At 68.2% G+C, this 18,545-nt stretch carries 14 protein-coding genes; 6 read left to right on the top strand and 8 right to left on the bottom strand.

Going from position 1 to position 18,545, the window contains the following annotated elements:
* Nucleotides 1-89: 89 nt before the first annotated feature.
* Both C5O79_RS18435 and C5O79_RS18430 read left to right on the top strand, forming a co-directional pair.
* Nucleotides 90-1,784 carry a VRR-NUC domain-containing protein gene (locus C5O79_RS18435; RefSeq protein ID WP_122475772.1) on the top strand — a complete coding sequence of 565 codons (1,695 nt, stop codon included), beginning with the start codon at nucleotides 90-92 and terminating at the stop codon, nucleotides 1,782-1,784.
* Entirely contained in the window at nucleotides 1,781-4,081 is a 2,301-nt protein-coding gene (locus C5O79_RS18430) for an ATP-dependent DNA helicase (protein ID WP_131931558.1), read from the top strand. Before C5O79_RS18435 ends, C5O79_RS18430 begins: the two co-directional genes overlap by 4 nt.
* A 54-nt stretch (nucleotides 4,082-4,135) precedes the next feature.
* Here C5O79_RS18430 and C5O79_RS18425 read toward each other — a convergent pair whose 3' ends face one another.
* Nucleotides 4,136-4,906, bottom strand: coding sequence for an IclR family transcriptional regulator C-terminal domain-containing protein (locus C5O79_RS18425; RefSeq protein ID WP_047850003.1), 771 nt, complete (start codon nucleotides 4,904-4,906; stop codon nucleotides 4,136-4,138).
* Between the two features lie 297 nt (nucleotides 4,907-5,203).
* Between C5O79_RS18425 and C5O79_RS18420 the strand changes: the two genes are divergently transcribed.
* Nucleotides 5,204-5,815, top strand: a complete 612-nt coding sequence (locus C5O79_RS18420; RefSeq protein WP_131931556.1) for a hypothetical protein — start codon at nucleotides 5,204-5,206, stop codon at nucleotides 5,813-5,815.
* Nucleotides 5,816-5,902: 87 nt separating this feature from the next.
* Here the strand turns inward: C5O79_RS18420 and C5O79_RS18415 are convergent, their stop codons facing one another.
* Together C5O79_RS18415 and shiA are read right to left on the bottom strand one after the other, a co-directional pair.
* On the bottom strand, nucleotides 5,903-7,204 hold the full coding sequence (locus C5O79_RS18415) for a UDP-N-acetylglucosamine 1-carboxyvinyltransferase (RefSeq protein ID WP_046547791.1): 1,302 nt from the start codon (nucleotides 7,202-7,204) through the stop codon (nucleotides 5,903-5,905).
* Nucleotides 7,205-7,421: 217 nt separating this feature from the next.
* Nucleotides 7,422-8,726 (bottom strand): shikimate transporter, encoded by a 1,305-nt coding sequence (gene shiA / locus C5O79_RS18410; RefSeq protein WP_122475776.1) that lies wholly within the window; start codon nucleotides 8,724-8,726, stop codon nucleotides 7,422-7,424.
* Between the two features lie 357 nt (nucleotides 8,727-9,083).
* Between shiA and C5O79_RS18400 the strand changes: the two genes are divergently transcribed.
* A complete protein-coding gene (locus tag C5O79_RS18400; RefSeq protein WP_122475778.1) occupies nucleotides 9,084-10,211 on the top strand; it encodes a VOC family protein in 1,128 nt (375 codons plus the stop codon).
* Between the two features lie 60 nt (nucleotides 10,212-10,271).
* Here C5O79_RS18400 and C5O79_RS18395 read toward each other — a convergent pair whose 3' ends face one another.
* A complete protein-coding gene (locus tag C5O79_RS18395; RefSeq protein WP_122475780.1) occupies nucleotides 10,272-11,507 on the bottom strand; it encodes an NADH:flavin oxidoreductase in 1,236 nt (411 codons plus the stop codon).
* A gap of 218 nt (nucleotides 11,508-11,725) precedes the next feature.
* Between C5O79_RS18395 and C5O79_RS18390 the strand changes: the two genes are divergently transcribed.
* Nucleotides 11,726-12,943: a DUF2252 family protein gene (locus C5O79_RS18390; protein ID WP_131931554.1), complete on the top strand. Its 1,218-nt coding sequence runs from the start codon at nucleotides 11,726-11,728 to the stop codon at nucleotides 12,941-12,943.
* 26 nt (nucleotides 12,944-12,969) lie between these two features.
* On the opposite strand, the gene C5O79_RS18385 is transcribed toward C5O79_RS18390, so the two are convergent.
* The 4 genes from C5O79_RS18385 to C5O79_RS18370 all read right to left on the bottom strand — a co-directional run bounded on the left by C5O79_RS18385 (nucleotide 12,970) and on the right by C5O79_RS18370 (nucleotide 16,944).
* The gene (locus C5O79_RS18385; RefSeq protein WP_131931552.1) at nucleotides 12,970-14,304 is read right to left on the bottom strand and encodes a type II toxin-antitoxin system HipA family toxin; all 1,335 of its coding nucleotides are present in this window, start codon (nucleotides 14,302-14,304) and stop codon (nucleotides 12,970-12,972) included.
* Between the two features lie 2 nt (nucleotides 14,305-14,306).
* Nucleotides 14,307-14,735: a helix-turn-helix transcriptional regulator gene (locus tag C5O79_RS18380; RefSeq protein WP_122475784.1), complete on the bottom strand. Its 429-nt coding sequence runs from the start codon at nucleotides 14,733-14,735 to the stop codon at nucleotides 14,307-14,309.
* Nucleotides 14,736-14,884: 149 nt separating this feature from the next.
* The gene (gene ribBA, locus C5O79_RS18375) at nucleotides 14,885-16,009 is read right to left on the bottom strand and encodes a bifunctional 3,4-dihydroxy-2-butanone-4-phosphate synthase/GTP cyclohydrolase II (protein ID WP_122475786.1); all 1,125 of its coding nucleotides are present in this window, start codon (nucleotides 16,007-16,009) and stop codon (nucleotides 14,885-14,887) included.
* Nucleotides 16,006-16,944, bottom strand: a complete 939-nt coding sequence (locus tag C5O79_RS18370; RefSeq protein ID WP_122475788.1) for an alpha/beta hydrolase — start codon at nucleotides 16,942-16,944, stop codon at nucleotides 16,006-16,008. The genes ribBA and C5O79_RS18370 overlap by 4 nt, the downstream gene beginning before the upstream one ends.
* A 281-nt stretch (nucleotides 16,945-17,225) precedes the next feature.
* Between C5O79_RS18370 and C5O79_RS18365 the strand changes: the two genes are divergently transcribed.
* The gene (locus tag C5O79_RS18365; RefSeq protein ID WP_122475790.1) at nucleotides 17,226-18,416 is read left to right on the top strand and encodes a LuxR family transcriptional regulator; all 1,191 of its coding nucleotides are present in this window, start codon (nucleotides 17,226-17,228) and stop codon (nucleotides 18,414-18,416) included.
* Nucleotides 18,417-18,545 lie beyond the last annotated feature (129 nt).

Here is an 18,545-nt window from a genome sequence, read left to right as displayed (position 1 = left end):
CGGGCAGCAGGTCGCCGACGAGGCGTGCGGCAGTTGCCGTCACATTTGATATGATTCCGACCTGTACAAATGTACAGTGATCAATCCCCGTGACGCCTGCATCGCCGACGCCTCCGGCGTTTTACTACCTGACCAATTTCGAACGCGCGCTGGCCTGGCTCGGCGCGCGTTACGACGACCTGTTCGACGAACACGAGCACGCGTTCGTGCGTCAGTTCGCGACGCTGCCGCAGGCGTCGCGCGCGCTGCTCGTGCGGATGCTGATGCGCAACGGGTCCGACTTCCGCGCCAGCAAGCTCGTCTACGACGAAATCGGCTGCGCGCTCGATGCGGTCGCGCCGCTCGTCGCACTCGGCTGGGTCGATCCGGCACCTGCGCTGACGCTCGACGAACTATTCGCGCTGTCGACCAAGGCCGATCTGCTGCGCATCTTCCCGGCACTCGCCGCGCATGCGGGCGAGCGCAAGCCCGACTGGCTCGAACGGCTGCGGCCCGCGCACGACGTCGCGCAACCGCTCGACGCGTGGTGCGCGCAGGCCGGCGACCGCGTGTTGCGCGTGACCGTCGGCGCACTGTGCGACCGGCTGCGCCTGATGTTCTTCGGCAATCTGCATCAGGACTGGAGCGAGTTCGTGCTTGCCGATCTCGGCGTATTCCAGTACGAAAGCGTGCCGATCGCGCCGTCGTCGCGTGCGTTCCAGCAGCGCGGCGACGTCGATGCGTATCTCGCGCTGCAGATGTTTCGCGAGGCGCTCGACGCGTGGCCCGACGATCTGCCGTTCGATGACCTGGTGCGCGCCATCGACGCGGTCGGCTGCGCCCAGCCGTGGCTCGCGACGCGGCGCGCGAAGCTGCTGTTCGCGCTCGGGCAGACGTGCGAGCGCCGGGCCGACTGGGACGGCGCGCTCGACGCGTATGCGCGCAGCGCATGGCCCGGCAGCCGCCATCGCCGTATCCGCGTGCTCGAACGCTGCGGGCGGGACGACGATGCACTCGCGCTGGCGCTCGATGCGCGCGGCGGCTTCGAGAGCGACGAGGAGCGCCAGCGTGTCGAGCGCATGCTGCCGCGCCTGCAGCGCCGGCTCGGCCAGCGCGTCGAACGCGCGGCCGCGGCGGCGGACGTGCCGCGCGAGACGCTCGTAATTGCGCGCCCCGACGCGTTCGTCAGCGTCGAATTCGCGGTACGCGACCATCTTGCGCAGCCGGCTTCGCCGGTCCATTACGTCGAAAACACGCTGATCAATTCGCTGTTCGGGCTGTTGTGCTGGGAACCCGTGTTCGCCGCGGTGCCCGGTGCGTTCTTCCACCCGTTCCAGCGCGGCCCGGCCGATCTGCATGCACCCGATTTCGCCGCGCGCCGTGCGGACGCGTTTGCCGCGTGCTTCGCGCAACTCGATTCGGGCGCCTATCGCGACACGATCCGCCGGCATTTCGCGACGAAGGCGGGGCTGCAATCGCCGTTCGTGTTCTGGGGCGTGCTGACCGACGCGTTGCTCGACGAGGCGCTCGCGTGCCTGCCGCCCGAGCACCTGCGGCTGTGGTTCACGCGCCTGCTCGCGGATATCCGCAGCAACCGCTCGGGGTTGCCCGATCTCGTCCGTTTCTGGCCCGGCGAGCGCCGCTACGAGCTGATCGAGGTGAAAGGCCCCGGCGACCGTCTGCAGGACAACCAGACGCGCTGGCTCGCGTACTGCGTCGCGCACGGCATTCCGGTGCGCGTGATCGATGTCGAGTGGGCCGGTGAGGGCGTCGCGCACGCCGAAGCGGCGGGACTGTCCGCATGAGCTATGTCGTCGCGGTGCGGGCGATGTGCGAGTTCACCGCGCGACGCGGCGATCTCGACCTGCGCTTCACGCCCGCGCCGACCGCGCTCGAAGGCATCGCCGGCCACGGTGCGGTCACGTCGAACCGCGGCGCGCGCTACGAAACCGAAATCGCGCTGACGGGCACCTGGGGTACGCTCACCGTGCGCGGCCGCGCGGACGGCTACGACCCGGTGGCAAACCGTCTCGAGGAAATCAAGACCTATCGCGGCAGCCTCGACGCAATGCCGGCCAATTACCGTGCGCTGCACTGGGCGCAAGCGAAGGTCTACGCGCACCTGATGTGCGACGCGCGCGGCTTCCAGGAAATCGACGTCGCGCTGGTCTATTTCGACATCGTGTCCGAACGCGAGACGGTGCTGACGCAAACGCTGGGGGCGGCCGAACTCGCGACGTTCTTCGCCGAACAGTGCGCGTGTTTCGTCGGCTGGGCCGAGCGCGAGACGGCGCATCGCGCTGCACGCGATGCGGCGCTGCGCGCGCTGGCGTTTCCGCACGGCCAGTTCCGCAGCGGCCAGCGCGAGCTGGCGGTGGCCGTCTATCGCGCGGCACGCGACGAGCGTTGCCTGATGGCGCAGGCGCCGACCGGCATCGGCAAGACACTCGGCACCGTGTTTCCGCTGCTGAAGGCCTGCGGCGAGGGCGAGCTCGATCACGTGTACTTCCTGACCGCGAAAACGCCCGGACGCGCGCTCGCGCTCGAGGCGGCGACGACGCTCGGCGCCGGCACGCCGGCGCTCCCGCTGCGCGTGCTGGAACTCGTCGCGCGCGACAAGGCGTGCGAGCATCCGGACAGCGCATGCCACGGCGAATCGTGTCCGCTCGCGAAAGGTTTTTACGACCGGCTGCCGGCCGCGCGCGATGCGGCAATCGAGGCGGGGCTGCTCGATCGCGAGACCGTGCGCGCGGCCGCGCTCGCGCACGACGTCTGCCCGTACTACCTGTCGCAAGAGCTTGCGCGCTGGTCCGACGTGGTGATCGGCGACTACAACTACTACTACGACGGCAGCGCGATGCTGCATACGCTCGCGCAGCAGAACCAGTGGCGTGTCGGCGTGCTCGTCGACGAAGCGCACAACCTGCTCGATCGCGCGAGGAAGATGTACAGCGCGTCGCTCGATCCGTTCGCATTCGCGGCGGCCCGCGAGGTCGCGCCCGCGGCGCTGCGCAAGGCGTTCGACCGGCTCGCCCGCGCCTGGGGCTCGGTCAGTCGCGCGCAGGCCGAGCGCTATGCCGCGTATCCGGAGATTCCGGGCCCGATCGTGTCGGCCGTGCAGAATCTCGTCGCGGCAATCGGCGAACACCTGGCCGACGCGCCGCGCGCGAACGGCGATGCGCTGCTGCGGTTTCATTTCGAGGCGATCCAGTTCGGCGTGCTGGCCGAAGCGTTCGACAGCGCATCGATCTTCGACGCGACGCTGCACGGCGAACCGATGCCGCGCCAGCCGGCGCTGGACGGCGTGATGTCGGCCGGCCGCCGGCGCCGCGTCCAGTCGACGCTGTGCGTGCGCAACGTGATTCCGGCCGGCTTTCTCGCGCCGCGCTACGAAGCCGCGTGCGCGACCGTGCTGTTCTCGGGCACGCTGAGCCCGTTTCATTTCTATCGCGACACGCTCGGGTTGCCCGGCGACACGGGCTGGCTCGACGTCGACGGGCCGTTCCGCGCCGAACAACTGACGGTGCGTGTCGCGAGCCACGTGTCGACGCGCTGGCGCGACCGCGACCGTTCGCTCGAACCGATCGCCGACCTGATCGCCGCGCAATACGCGACGCGGCCCGGCAACTACCTCGGCTTCCTGAGCAGCTTCGACTACCTGGGGCGCGTGGTCGCGCTGATGCAGACGCGGCATCCGGACGTGCCCGTCTGGGCGCAGGCGCCCGGCATGGCGGAAAGCGAGCGAGACGCCTTTCTCGCACGCTTCGATGCAGGCGGGCGCGGCGTCGGCTTCGCGGTGCTGGGCGGGGCGTTCTCGGAAGGCGTGGACCTCGTTGGCGAGCGGCTGATCGGCGCGTTCATCGCAACGCTCGGGCTGCCGCAGGTCAACGACGTCAACGAGCAGATGCGGCGCGCGATGGACGCGCGCTTCGGCAACGGCTACGACTACATGTACCTGTATCCGGGCTTGCAGAAGGTCGTGCAGGCGGCCGGGCGCGTGATCCGCACCGAGCACGACGAAGGCGTCGTGCACCTGATCGACGACCGTTACCGCCGGCGCGAAGTGCGCGATCTGCTGCCGCGGTGGTGGCGGATCGGGTGACGGTGACGCTGCGCAGCCCGTTCCGGCGCGCGGCTTCGTCGTCTCCGCGCATCGCTACAGCACGTTGAGCATCGCGAGCGCGGCTTCCTGCAGGTGCGGCAGGACGCGCCGCACGGCCGCGTCGGTCGTCTCCGCGCCGATCGGCATGTTCGTGCTCAGCGCGGCGACCACTTCACCGTGACGGTTCTTCAACGGCACCGCGAGCCCGCGCACGCCGACCTGCAGTTGCTGTTCGATCGCCGCGAAACCGGCGTCGCGTGCCTGGTCGATCTGTTCGAGCAGACGCGCCTTGTTGGTGATCGTGTGCGGCGTGAAGGGCGGCAGTTCGGTGTCGTCGAGCCACGCGCGCACGGCTTCGCGATCGGGATGATGGGCGAGCAGCACGACGCCGGGCGACGTCAGCGGCGCCGGCACGCGCGCGCCGAGCACGAAGCCGGTCGTCATCACCCGCGACACGCCGTTGCGCGCGATGAACACGAGTTCCCAGCCGTCGAGCACGCTCACGTACGCCGACTCGTTGAGCGACGCGCTCAGTTGCTGCAGATAGGGCTGGACCGTGCGCGGCAAGCGGGCCGAATCGAAGTACGACCAGCCGACCCGCAGCACGCGCGGCGTGAGGCCGTACAGCTTGCCGTCGGTGTACACGTAGCCGAGTGATTCGAGCGTCAGCAGGTAGCGCCGCGCGGCCGTGCGCGTGAGGCCGGTGCGCGCGGCGGCCTGGGTGGGCGTCATGCGCGCATGCTGGCTGTCGAACGCCTCGAGGATCGCCAGGCCTTTTTCGAGGCCGGCAATCCAGTCGCGTCGGTCGAGTTCGGGCTTTTTCATCGTCGGGAGCGGGTGCCTGGATGCGCGGTAATCGCGCGTGAGTGGGCGATTATCGCGCAGATCGGATCTGCCGCGACGCTCGATCATGGCTCGTGTCATTCGATGGTGGACGCGTGCCCCGAGCCCGGAACATGACCGTCGACGACAATCGGCAATACGCCGAACTACCGGGCCAGTCGGACGCGCGCAACCTATGCGGAAGACATGCCGAAGGCCTTGCTGCTGATCCGCAGCATCGCAGACACGAATACGCTGGCGACCCCGCGCTAGAATCGGCGCCTCGACTGGAACAGAACAATGAAAATTCGCGAATCCGTGTTGGCCGTGCTCGTCGCGGCCGTGCCGCTGCTTGCCGCGGCGAATCCTTCGTCCGGAACACCCGTCCCGAAGCCGACCGTCGACGTCCGTGCGTGGCCGCGCATGACGTCACCGACATTCGGCTGCTACGTCGAAACGACCTTCGGCTACCGTGACAAGCGCTTCAATTGTGCGCTGAAGAAGTACAGGAACACCGGCGACGCGTGCAAGAACACGAAGGCCTACTACGAGGGCCCGGCGTTCCCCGACCGGCTCGCGGCCAGCGTGCATCCGCTCGCGACGAAGGTCGAGCTCGACTGGGAGCAAGGCAGGCTGCAGATGGTCACCGTCACGCTCAAGGGGACGTGGAACGAAGCGGACGTGCGCAAGGCGTTCGGGCTGCCGCGCGCGGAAGGGAGCAAGCTGACCGAAGCGGAGTTGAGGGCGGAGCCGGGCAATCTGATGGACACGAGTGTCCAGTATCCGTCGTCACCGCTCGACGAAAGCCTCGCGAAGCGCTCGAGCAACCCCGCGCGCGGCACGACGGCCGTGATGCTCTACGGGTTCGACCACATGGGCGGCGGCGATGTCGATTGCAGGGGCGGCGAGTAATGCCGGAAGGCGCGGCCGGCGCAGGCGCCGGCCGGGTGTGGACGGTGGTACGGCTGTTCGCAGCGGGTGCGCCGTACCGTCACGGCTTTACTCGCTGCTCGTCCACTCGACGTTCGCACCGACCGAGCGCAGGTTCTCGACGAAGTGCGGGTGCGCGCGGCGGATCGGCAGCGCGTTCATGATTTCCGAGCGGCCTTCGATGCTCGCGGCCACCATCAGCAGCGCGATCGCGACGCGGATGATGTACGGGCTCTCGACGCGCGCCGGCGTCAGTTGCAGCCCGCCGAACGTGATCAGCCGGTGTGGATCGGACAGCAGCACGTGCGCGCCGAACTTCGACAGTTCGCCGGACCAGCCGAGCGCGCCGTCGTACACCTTGTTCCAGAACATCGCGCTGCCTTCCGCGCGCACGCCGAGCGCGATGAAGATCGGCAGCAGGTCGACCGGCAGGTACGGCCACGGCGCGGCTTCGACCTTGGTGAGGATGTTCTGCGTGAACGGCCGGCGCACGCGCAGCGGGCCGTCGCGTTCCGCGCGCGACCAGCCGTCGCGGTGCGTGACGTTGACGCCGAACTTCGCGAACGTGCGGTCGATCAGCGGGAAATGTTCGGGCGACGAATTGCGCACCGTGATGTCGCCGCCGGTGATCGCACCCAGCGCGAGGAACGTCGCGATCTCGTGGAAATCCTCCGCAAAGCGGAACTCGCCGCCGCCGAGCTTGTGGCCGCCCGTCACGCACAGCCGCGACGTGCCGATGCCCTCGATTGCAACGCCGATCATCGCGAGGAACTGGCAGAACTCCTGCACGTGCGGTTCGGACGCGGCGTTCATCAGCGTCGACGTGCCGTTCGCGGTCGTCGCGCACAGTGCGAAGTTCTCGGTGGTCGTCACCGACGCATAGTCGAGCCAGTGGTCGTTGGCCGTCAGCGGGCCGTCGGTGCGGACGATCAGCGAATCGGGCGTGCGTTCGATGTGCGCGCCGAAGCGCTCGAACACCTCGACGTGCGGATCGATTTCGCGCACGCCGAGCGTGCAGCCCTTCACGTCGTTCTCGAGCCGCGCGACGCCGAAGCGCGCGAGCAGCGGCGGGATCAGCATGATCGACGAACGCATCGCTTCCGGCAGCCGGTGGACGGCCGGGTCGAATTTCGTGTTGCGATGGTGGAGTTCGAGCAGGCCGGTCGTGAAATCGACCGACACGTCGCTGCCGAGCGTGCGGAAGATGTCGAGGATCTTGCGCACGTCGGTGATGTCCGGCACGCCGACGAGGCGCAGCGGCTGATCGGTCAATAGGGTGGCGCACAGAATCGGCAGGACGGCATTCTTGTTCGCGGACGGCTTGATGTCCCCGCGCAGCGGAGTGCCGCCGTGGACGATGAGATTCGACATGATATGGGGGCGTATCGGTGACTGACGTAGGCCCATATGATGCCATTGGTCGGCGGGCGGCGTGGAATGTTCAGAGGGGAAAAGGGGGAATCGGCGCGTGTAACTGACAGTGTTTGACGTCGTGCGCTCGAACCCGACGCAGTGGCGCCGTTGCAGGTCATCGTCGAGCAGCGCGGGATGGCCGGCCGCGCATCGGGCCGGCCATCGGGTCAGGGGATTACTGCGCCGCCCGCATCCGCGCGGCGACCGCCAGCGAGATCAGGCAGCCCACCGCGAGATAACCGGCGACGAGGTGCCACGAGCCGCCGGCCACGCTGACGAGGGCGACCGCGATGAACGGCGTGAACCCGCCGCCGACCACGCTCGCGAACTGGTAGCCGACGCCCGCGCCGCTATAGCGGTACTCGGCGCCGAACAGCTCGGTGAACAGCGGCTGCTGGACGCTCACGACCATGTCGTGCGCGGCGTTCGCGAGCAGGATCGAGAAGACCACGATCCACGCGACCGACCGCGCTTCCAGCGCGACGAAGAACGGGACCGCGGACGCCAGGCCGATCAGCGCGCCGATCAGGTAGATGCGGCGCAGGCCGTAGCGGTCGGCCAGCCACGCGAAACACGGGATCGTCACGCAGCTCACCGCGCCCACCAGCAGGCCGATGTTCAGGAACAGGTCGCGCGACATGCCGAGGTTCGTCGTCGAATAGCTGAGCGCGAACGCGGTGACGATATACATCGTGAACAGTTCGGCGAGACGCAGCGCGATGATCAGCAGGAACGCCTTCGGATGGCGCGTGAGCGCTTCCAGCACCGGCAGGCGCAGCTTGCGGTTGCCGTGTTCGACCTTCTCGACGAACTCTTGCGACTCGTCCATGTTCTTGCGCACCCACAGCCCGATCAGCACGAGCACGATGCTGAACACGAACGGCAGGCGCCAGCCCCACGACTTGAATGCGGCCTCGCCGAGCGTGTGGCTCAGGATCGACACGATGCCCGTGGCCAGCACGAGGCCGACGCCGTAGCCGACCTGCACGCCGCTGCTGTAGAACGCCTTCTTCTGCTTCGGCGCGCTTTCGACGGCCATCAGCGCCGCGCCGCCCCATTCGCCGCCGACCGCGAAACCCTGGATCGCGCGCATCAGCACCAGCAGCACGGGCGCCCACCAGCCGATCGTCGAGAACGCCGGCAGCAGGCCGATCGCGACCGTCGACAGCCCCATCAGCATCACGGTCAGCACCAGCATCCGCTTGCGGCCGAGCCGGTCGCCGTAGTGGCCGAACACGATGCCGCCGAGCGGCCGGAACAGGAAGCCGACGCCGAAGGTGGCAAACGCCGCGAGGGTGCCCATCGTCGGGCTGACTTTCGGGAAGAACTCGGAATTGAATACCAGCGCGGCGACGATCCCGTACAGCAGGAAGTCGTACCAGTCGACGACGGCGCCGACGAAGCTGCCGATCGCGGCCTTGCGGGCCTGGCTGCGTATGCGGACACTGGCGGCGTCGAGGGTGTCGAAGGCTGGGGTCATGGCGATGTCTCCTGGCACGGCGCATCGTGGAATCGTGGCGGGGCCGCGTCCGATGCTGCATTGAAGTCGATGAGTGAACGGAGAATAGGGCGCGCGCCGCATGGCGGCAATTGGCCGATCGGGTAAAGTGCGCGATTATCGTTCAAATCCGTGCGATTATCGAACGCTTTCCGGGTTTGCACTAGGCGGCGTGACGATATCCCGTTTGGCCAGGGTGTGCCGCCGTGAACGAACTGGTTAAAATCGGCAGCATTGAAAACTCGCCCGTTCGGGGTGGATGCGCGGTCGCCACCCCGGCTGCGCATGCCGCACGCGACGGGCGCCATCCCCATCGACCGCATGCCCCCGGAGACTGGAATGCCCGGCAATTCCCACCCCCTGTCCAGCGATACGCCGCCCGTTGCCGATCCGGCTGCCAATCCGCTCGGGATGGCCGGCCTCGAATTCGTCGAATTCGCGGCGCCCGTGCCGGAAGCGCTCGCGCAGCGCTTCGAGCAGTTCGGGTTCAAGGCGATCGCGCGGCACGTCAGCAAGAACGTCACGCTGTACCGGCAAGGGCAGATGCACTTCCTGATCAACGCCGAGCCCGATTCGTTCGCCGCGCGCTACGCGGAGGAATACGGGATGGGCGTCTGCGCGATCGGGCTGCGCGTGGCCAGCGCCCGGCGCGCGTTCGAGCGGGCGATCGAGCTCGGCGCATGGGCGTTCGAGGGCGAGAAGGTTGGCGTCGGCGAGCTGAAGATCCCGGCGATCCAGGGCATCGGCGATTCGCACCTCTATTTCGTCGACCGCTGGCGCGGGCGCGACGGCCAGCGCGGCGGCGTCGGCGATATTTCGATCTTCGACATCGATTTCCGGCCGATCGACATCGCAACCGCGCATACCGATCTCGACTGCGTGGGCGTCGGGCTGCAGCAGGTCGATCATTTCACGCAGACCGTCGGCGCGGGGCGCATGCAGGAGTGGCTGGATTTCTACCACGACCTGTTGCATTTTCGCGAGATCCACGAAATCGACGCGCACTGGCATGTGTCCGAGGAATCGCGCGTGATGGTGTCGCCGTGCGGCGCGGTGCGGATTCCGGTCTATGAGGAAGGCACGCGGCGCACCCAGCTGATGCATGCGTATCTGCCCGACCATCCGGGCGAGGGCGTGCAGCACGTCGCGCTGTCCACCGACGACATCCTGTCCTGCGTCGATGCGCTGCGCGCGAACGGCGTCGAATTCATCGAACCGCCGGCCCGCTATTACGACGACATCGACGCACGGCTGCCGGGGCACGGTGTCGATCTGGATGCGCTGCGCCGGCGCGCGGTGCTGGTCGACGGCGAGATCGGCAGCGATGGCGTGCCGCGCCTGTTCTTCCAGACCTTCGTCAAGCGCCGGCCCGGCGAGATCTTCTTCGAAATCGTGCAGCGCAAGGGGCACCACGGATTCGGCGAAGGGAATCTCGCGGCGCTCGCCCGCGCACGCGACGCCGGCTGACCGGCCGAGGCGCCCGCAACGGACATCGGTCGCTACCCGTCACGCGTGACACGTCAAGCGTCACGCGCCGGCGGCCGGCACGCGGTTCGGCGCGGGGTCGTTCGGCTCGCGCAGCACGCATGCGGTGCCGCCCGGCGTGTACATCGACACGACACAGCGGTTGCACGACGTGCAGCCCGACTGCGCGAGCCGGCCGTCGCGCAGCCCGTTGACGAAATCGGGCTCGAACACGAGCGCGCGTGCGAGCGCCACCGCGTCGAACCCTTCGCGCATCGCCAGCTCGACGTTCCCGCGTGAACGTACGCCGCCAAGGTAAGCGAGCGGCATCCTGACGGCCGCGCGCACCTTCTTCGAGTGCTCGAGGAAATACATCTCCCGAAACACGCCCATCTTCGGCTCGGTGAGCTTCTGCAGCGCCATTGCCGTGCGCACGATCGCGTTGTCGGCATTCGCGCGCGCGTCGCCGGGCAACGGACTGCCGAACAGCTGCCACACCGATTCGACGTTCATCCCGCCGCTGAGCACGAGCAGATGCGCGCCTTCGGCTTCGAGCCGCCGCGCGGTTTCGCAAGCGTCGTCGGCGGTTCCGCCGCCGCGCACGCCTTCGGTCACACCGATCTTGCAGACGACGGCGAGGTCGCGGCCCACCGCATCGAGCACACGGCGCAGCACCTCGACCGGGAACGCGGCACGCCGCGCCGCGTCGCCGCCATACGCATCGCGGCGGCGGTTGTACAGCGGCGACAGGAACTGGCTGAGCAGATAGCCGTGCCCCATGTGGATCTCTACCGCATCGAAGCCGGCGTCGCGCGCATGGCGTGCGGCCTGCGCGAATTCGTCGGCAACGGTCGACATCTGGTCGCGCGTCATCGCCTGCTTCAGGAAGCGACCGCTCATCACGCCGACCTTGTTGAAGCCGCCCGACGCGCTCAATGGCCGTCGGGTCGACAGCGACGGCAGGAACGTGAAGCAGCCGCTGTGCGTGATCTGTGCGGATGCGGCGGCGCCGTGGCGATGGACGGCGTCGGTCAGCGCACGGAACTGGCGGACCGTCGGCACGTCGAGCCGTGCCTGGTCGACGAACGTGCGACCGTCGTCGCTGACCGCGCAGTACGCGACGGTCGTCAGCGCGGCGCCGCCTTCGGCGATGCGTTCGTGAAAGCGGACGAGCGCGCGCGACGGCACGCCGTTCGGCGTCATGCCCTCGTTGGTGGCGGACTTGATCAGGCGGTTGCGCAGCGTCAGCGGGCCGATCTGCAGCGGGCTGAACGCGGGGAGAAGGTCGGTCGGTTCCATGTCGGGCGGACGTCGGGAATGGGCTCGACGATCATTGTGCGCACCCCGCACCGGCGCGCATCGTCCAGGTGGATGGCCCGATCCTGCCGAATGAAGCATGAGAAGGCCGGCCGTGGCGTTCGGGCATCGGCAACGCTGCCGGTTTGCACGAATGCATCGATCAATGGCATCGTGACGAAGCGGCACGCCGCACACGACAAGCACAACCGGAGAACCGCATGAGCAGCCAGTCACGGCCGAAGCAGACGCGCATGCCGAAACCCGCCGGGCGTCAGGCGATCCTGACCGAGCAGCGCCGCCGGAAGATGGCGCGTTCACCTCACGCGTACGTGCGCGGCAACACGGCGCGGTTCTACGAATGGCTCGTCGAAACCAACGGCAGCGCGCTGCCGCGCGGGCCGTCGATCTGGATCTGCGGCGACTGCCATACCGGCAACCTCGGCCCGGTCGCGAACAGCGAAGGGAAGGTCGACGTTCAGATCCGCGATCTCGACCAGACGGTCGTCGGCAACCCCGTTCACGACCTGATCCGCCTCGGGCTTTCGCTTGCGACGGCCGCGCGCGGGTCCGCACTGGCTGGCCTGACGATCGTGCACATGATGGAGGCGATGACGGCTGGTTATGCGTCGGCGTTCGGCAGCCGCAACGCGAAGCTGCCCGAACGACCGGAACCGGTGCACCTCGTGATGAAGCAGGCCATGCGCCGCTCGTGGCGGCAACTCGCTGTCGAACGGATCGAAGGGCTCGCGCCGACGATTCCGCTTCGCCGCCGCTTCTGGCCGCTGAGTGCGAAGGAATCCCGCGCGATCGGCAAGCTGTTCGGCGACGAGGCGATTGCGACGCTCGCCACGAGCCTCAAGGGCCGCAACGACGCGGGCAAGGTCGACGTGCTCGACGCGGCGTACTGGGTGAAGGGCTGCAGCTCGCTTGGACGGCTGCGCTACGCGGTGCTGCTCGACATCGACGGCGACGTCAGTGACGGCGACGACCTGTGCCTGATGGACATCAAGGAGGGCGTGACGGCCGCCGCGCCGCGCGACGAAACGGCCACGATGCCGCGCGACAACGCCGAGCGCGTCGTGGAAGGCGCACGGCATCTGTCGCCGGCCCTCGGCGAGCGGATGCGGGCCGCGCGCCTGCTCGATCGCGCGGTCGTGATCCGCGAACTGCTGCCACAGGATCTGAAGCTCGATATCGATCTGCTCGCCGAGGATGATGCGCGTGAAGTCGCGCGCTATCTGGGTGCGGTGGTCGGCGCCGCCCACGCGCGCCAGATGGACAAGCCGACACGCATGGCGTGGCGCACCGAACTCTGCCGCAACCGCGCGAAGACGATCGATGCGCCGATGTGGCTGTGGAACAGCATCGTCCAGCTCGTGAGCAGCCATGAAGCGGGGTATCTGGAGCATTGCCGGCGCTTCGCCGCAGGGGAGTAGCGTGTCGCCGCGAGTGACGGCCGAGGCTACTCGGCCGTGCGCAGCTTGCGGGCCTGCCGTCGCATGCCATCGAAGATCGCATCCGCCACGTCCGCCGGAAACTCCGCCGGGATCTGCGCTGCGGCCTCGGCGATCGCCGGTTCCGTGCGCGCGACGACGGCTGCCATCGCGGCGTGCACGTCATCTTCGGTCAGGCCGACACGCCGGCCCTGCGCGATCCAGTGGCGTGGCTGGATCTCGCCGATCACGTAGTGCCGGTTCTTCCCGCACACGGCCATCGCGAGGCGCGCGCGGCGCGGCGGAAGCTGGTTGCGGCGCGTGCCGATGATCGGATGCGCGGACAGCACGTCGTACAGCGGCGTGCTGCGGTAGGTGTTGCCGGGCAAATGCGCGATGCTGAAGTTCTTCGCGTGGCCGTCGATCGCCGCCAGCACCCAGAACACGAGCTGCGTGACGAAGAAATTCATCCGGTCGCGCGCAGCGTCGGCCGAATTCGCGAGGATGCCCATGATCGTCTCGATGCCGGGGCCGCCGTCGGATTCGTATTTCGCGCCTGCGGGCGTGCCGGTTGCCTGGCACATGTCCTCCTGCGGCAACCGCAGGATCCACGTGCGGTCGCGCGACGGACGCCGGTCGAAGCGCTCGACGATCAGCGCTTTCTGGTCGTCGAACCGGCCGATCTCGCACGGTGCGACCGGCAGGCCGTACGCGGCGACGAGCGTCGAGCACAGCCATTCGTTTTCGACGGACGTCCGCATGTCGGCCTGCATGTTCCCGACGCGCCCGAGCGGCAGCTTGAAGATGTGCGTCGTCGGCGTGCTGCCCGAGGGCCGGAGCCAGCGGTTTCCCTGACGCAGCAACGCGGTCTTTTCCTGCGCGCCGGCAATCGACAGGCGCAGGTCGCCTTCCAGCTCCGGGCGGCCGGGCAGTGGCGTGGCGGTCGCGTGGCGCAGCACGTCGGCGACGGCCGCGTCGTCGAGCGTCATGCCGTCGATCGCCTCGAGATCGACGGGCGTCTCGCCGGGCGGCAGCATCTGGATCGCGCCGACGCAATCGCGGCCGATCGACGCGAGCAGTTCGAACGGCGCCGTCGAGCGGAGCCGGTAACGCTGCGCGATGCGACGGCGGATCGGCTCGCTGTCCGGCAGCAGGTTGTCGAAGTAATCGGCGACGATCGCGCCCTGGTGCGGCTGGTTGCCGGGCGTGAAGGGCAGCGACAGCGACAGCGGCCGCCCCTGTGGATCGTCGAGCCATTCAGGCAGGTAGACGAGGCGCTCGACGCCGCGCCGGACTTCCCAGTAGCCGACCGGAATGCCGTTCATCCACAGGTCGAGCCGGTCGTGGCGGGCACGCGTGGCCATCGTCACCAGTCCTCCCGCTTGGAAACCCGGGGCTTGCCGGGTGCTGCGTCAGTGGGCCGCTTGCGCTTGGCGCCGGTTGCGGGTTTGGCTGGATTCGTGGCGGGCGTGGTGCCGGGGGCCGTTTCCTGCTTGCGTTTGCTCGAGGCCGGTTTCCGAACCGCCGGCGTAGCATCGGGCACAGGCACGGGATCGGCCGATGCCGCCGCCACGTCCTGCTTGCCCAGTGCGAGCGTCATGTGAACGCCGAGCGCGTTCAGCACTTTGAAGAGCCGCTCGATGCTGACCGCCGACGGGTTGGCCTCGATCTGCGCGTAGGATTGTTGCGTGACGCCCAGACGGGCAGCCAATTGCGCCTGCGTGAGGCCCGCGGCTTTCCGGAAGCCGACGAGTATCGGACGCAGTTGGGTCAGGGTCTGGACAGGAAAGGCCATCGGGCGCTCCGCAGGATGACAAGCGATCGTTTGTCATCGGAAAATACAGCCTATGGCATGTATTGTCAAAATACAAATCATAGGCTGTATTCAATAAAAACAAACGATAGCCTGTCAAATGAAGGCCCCGCCGATCCCGCGTCAACCCCTCACGCCGCCCGCAGCGGATTCGCGTGCACACTCCGCGCGCTTTCCGGATCGTCGTCGCCGAGCGGGATGAACGCCATGATCTCGAGGTCGTGCCCCGACAGCGCCGGCAGACGGAACGGGCTCGACAGCACGTTCAGCCGCCGCACGCCGAGCTCGCGCAGGATCTGCGAGCCGATCCCCGTCACGCGTCCGTCGCGGCGCGCATGGCCGGCCGGCACCCGCATCGCGTCGCCGCGCACGTCGCAGTCGAGCAGCACGGCTACCCCGCAGCCGGCCGCGTCGATGCGTTGCAGCGCGGCGTGCAGCGGCCACGAATGCGCGGACGGCTCCGCATCGAGCAGGTCGAGCAGCGAATGGCATTCGTGCACGCGCGTCAGCACCGGTGTCGACGGATCGGGCTCGCCGCGCACGAGCGCGAGATGCGGCGCGCCGTGCACCGTGTCGCGATATTCGATCGCGCGGAATCGTCCCCAGGGCGTATGCAGCGGCCGCTCGCCGACGCGTTCGACGAGCGATTCGTGTTCGCGTCGGTAATGGATCAGGTCGGCGATCGTGCCGATCTTCAGCCCGTGATGCGCGGCGAACGTCTGCAGCTCGGGCAGCCGCGCCATCGTGCCGTCGTCGTTCATCACCTCGCAGATCACCGAGGCCGGCGTGAGCCCCGCGAGCGCCGCGAGATCGCAGCCGGCCTCGGTGTGTCCCGCACGCACGAGCACGCCGCCGGGGCGTGCGGCGATCGGGAACACGTGGCCGGGCTGCACGAGGTCGTCCGGGCGGGCGCCGGCCCGCACCGCCGCACGGATCGTGTGTGCGCGATCGGCCGCCGAAATGCCGGTCGTCACGCCTTCGGCAGCCTCGATGCTGACGGTGAACGCGGTGCCGAACGGCGTGCCGTTGTGATCGGCCATCGGCGGCAGCTTCAACTGCTCGCAGCGCTCGGCGGTCAGCGTGACGCAGATCAGCCCGCGCCCGAAACGCGCCATGAAATTGATCGCGTCGGGCGTCACGTGATCGGCCGCGATCAAGAGATCGCCTTCGTTCTCGCGATCCTCTTCGTCGACGAGCAGGACCATTCGGCCCGCCCGCAGTTCGTCGACGATCTCCAGCGTGCCGGCCAGCGTCATGAGGCCTCCGTCAAATCGAACGCGCGGCGCAGCGCGCCGGCGCCGAAGGTCAGCACGCGGTCGGCTGCATCGATCGCGCCGAGCATGCTCGCGAAACCGTGAAGCTGGCCCGGCCAGCGCACGAGCGTCACCGGGGTGCCGGCCTGTGCGAGACGCAGCGCATACGCTTCGCCCTCGTCGCGCAGCGGATCGAATTCGGCGCTGATGATCGTCGCCGGCGCCACGCCTGCGACGTCCGGCGCGGCGAGCGGGCTCGCGAGCGGCGACGCGCGATCGGCGCCTTCGTCGAAATAGTGCCGCTTGAACCAGCGCATCCAGTCCGCCGTCAGAAAATAGCCGTTGCCGAGCGTTTCGTACGACGGATGCTCGGTCGCGCAATCGGCGACCGGATACAGCAGCAACTGGTGCGCGATCGCGATACCCGAGCCGCGCAACTGCAGCGAGGCGACCGCCGCGAGATTGCCGCCGGCGCTGTCGCCGGCCACGGCGATCGCACCGGCGCGCGCGCCGAGATCGCGCGCACTGGCGGCGGCCCAGCGCACCGCGTCGCATGCGTCGTGCGCGGCCGCCGGGAAGCGCGCTTCGGGTGCAAGCCGGTAGTCGACCGACAGCACGAGCGTGCGCGCCCGGGCCGCGAGGCTGCGGCACAGGTTCGCATGCGTATCGATCCCGCACGACACGAAGCCGCCGCCGTGGAAGAACACGGTCAGCGGCAACGGCCCGTCGGCGGCGGGCCGATACAGCCGTGCGGACAACTGACGGCCCGACAGGGGAATCTGCCAGTCCTCTTCGGCGGCGACGGCATCGCCCGGGGCGAACGCGCCACCGGCGGCAAGGTTCGCGCGATACGCGGGAACGGTGAGCTGCGCGAAATCGATCGCGGGTGCCTGGGCAAACGCGGCGAGCAGCGCCTGCGCCTGTGGGTCGAGCGGCATGGGGACTCCTGTCTGAATCGGATGCGTTTTGAATCAGGTAAACCCGTGTCGCGGTTTTCCCTGAGTCCGCGCCGGACGCTTGCCGGCAAGGCCTGACGCGCATTCCAGCGCAGCGGGCAGGGCGCCACATCATCCGATCGGACGATGGTTCGTTCGCACGGATGGCCAATTCTCACCATTCAGTGAATCTCCCGATGACGCCGGAATTTAGACGCGTCTTAATCATGGCGGCGCGGTTGGGTCGCGCCGGAAACATGTCGTATGGAGGATGGAGCGTGCTGATGGAGACGAGATGGGCTCCGCAAGAGAGCCAGGCAACCAGTGACGAGGCCGACATCGGCGTCGCGGATTTCAGCGAACTGATGGCGCGCATCTACCAGGGGCCGCTGGAGACGCCGCCGTGGGCCGGCGCGCTCGAACTGGTCCGCCGCTGGCTGCAGGCGAACTACGTGACGCTGATCCTGCGCGCGGCCGCGAGCGACCGCCGCGCGCCGCTGTCCGTGCACGCGTCGGAATTCGGCCCGGTGGTGCCGGGCGACGGCGAGGCGTCGTACAACAACTACTACTATTCGCTCGACCCGTTCGTCGGCCTGCCGGCCGATCGCGTGGTCACGGTCGACGACGTGTTCGGCGACACGGGCTGGCTGTCGAGCGAGTTGTACAAGCAGTTCCTGAAGCCGCAGGACGTGCGTTATATCCTCGGCGCCGACCTGCGCACGGCGTCGGGCGTCGAGTGCCGCTTCCGCGTGTGCCGCAACCATGCGTCGAAGCAGTTCTCCACGCGCGACAAGGCGATCTGCGCGCTGCTGCTGCCGCATCTGAAACGCGCGGTGGAATTGCATTCGCGGCTCGACACCGCCGAGGTCGAACGCTCGATCTATGCGAATGCGATCAACCGGATGCAGATCGGCACGATCACGCTCGACGAGAACGGCACGATCATCGACCTGAACAGCGTGGCCGACGAGATCCTCAAGCAGAACAACGGTCTGACGATTGCGCGCGGCACGATCGAGGCGACCGATGCGCAGGAGAACCGCACGCTGAAACGGCTGATCCGCCATGCGGTGATGGGGCATCACGGCACGGCCGCGGCGACCGTCGAGGCGATGCCGATCACACGCAGCTTCGACAAGCCGCGCCTCGGGCTGCTGGTGCGCACGGTGCTGCTGTCCGACTGGTCGGAGGACAACAAGCGGCGGCCGGCCGTCACGCTGTTCCTGCGCGATCCCGACCGCAAGCCGCAGGGCGCGCAGGAGATCATCCGCAAGCTGTTCGACCTGACACCCGCCGAGACGTCGCTCGCGCTGCTGCTGACGAACGGCCTGACGCTCGAGGAGGCAGCGGAGGAATCGGGGATCAGCAAGAACACGGCGCGCACGCACCTGCGCGCGATCTTCTCGAAGACGGGCGTCACGCGCCAGGCGACGCTCGTGCGGATTCTGCTCGGGAGTGTCGTGCCGCTCGGGTAAGCGACCATCAAGGTCGATCCATCGGAACCGGCCGCATTCGTCTGGGGATACATCGACATCGGTCAACGCGTCGCGTATAGCACGAATTCGTCTGTCGATAGCGTGGGTCGGACCCGAACGCTACCGGTC

The sequence above is a fragment of the Burkholderia sp. SRS-25 genome (assembly GCF_004343765.1).
In the GTDB taxonomy this organism is placed as follows: Bacteria; Pseudomonadota; Gammaproteobacteria; order Burkholderiales; family Burkholderiaceae; genus Burkholderia; species Burkholderia contaminans.
The sequence above is the reverse complement of the archived record's forward strand: the minus strand, read 5'-3'. Positions and strand labels throughout refer to the sequence as shown.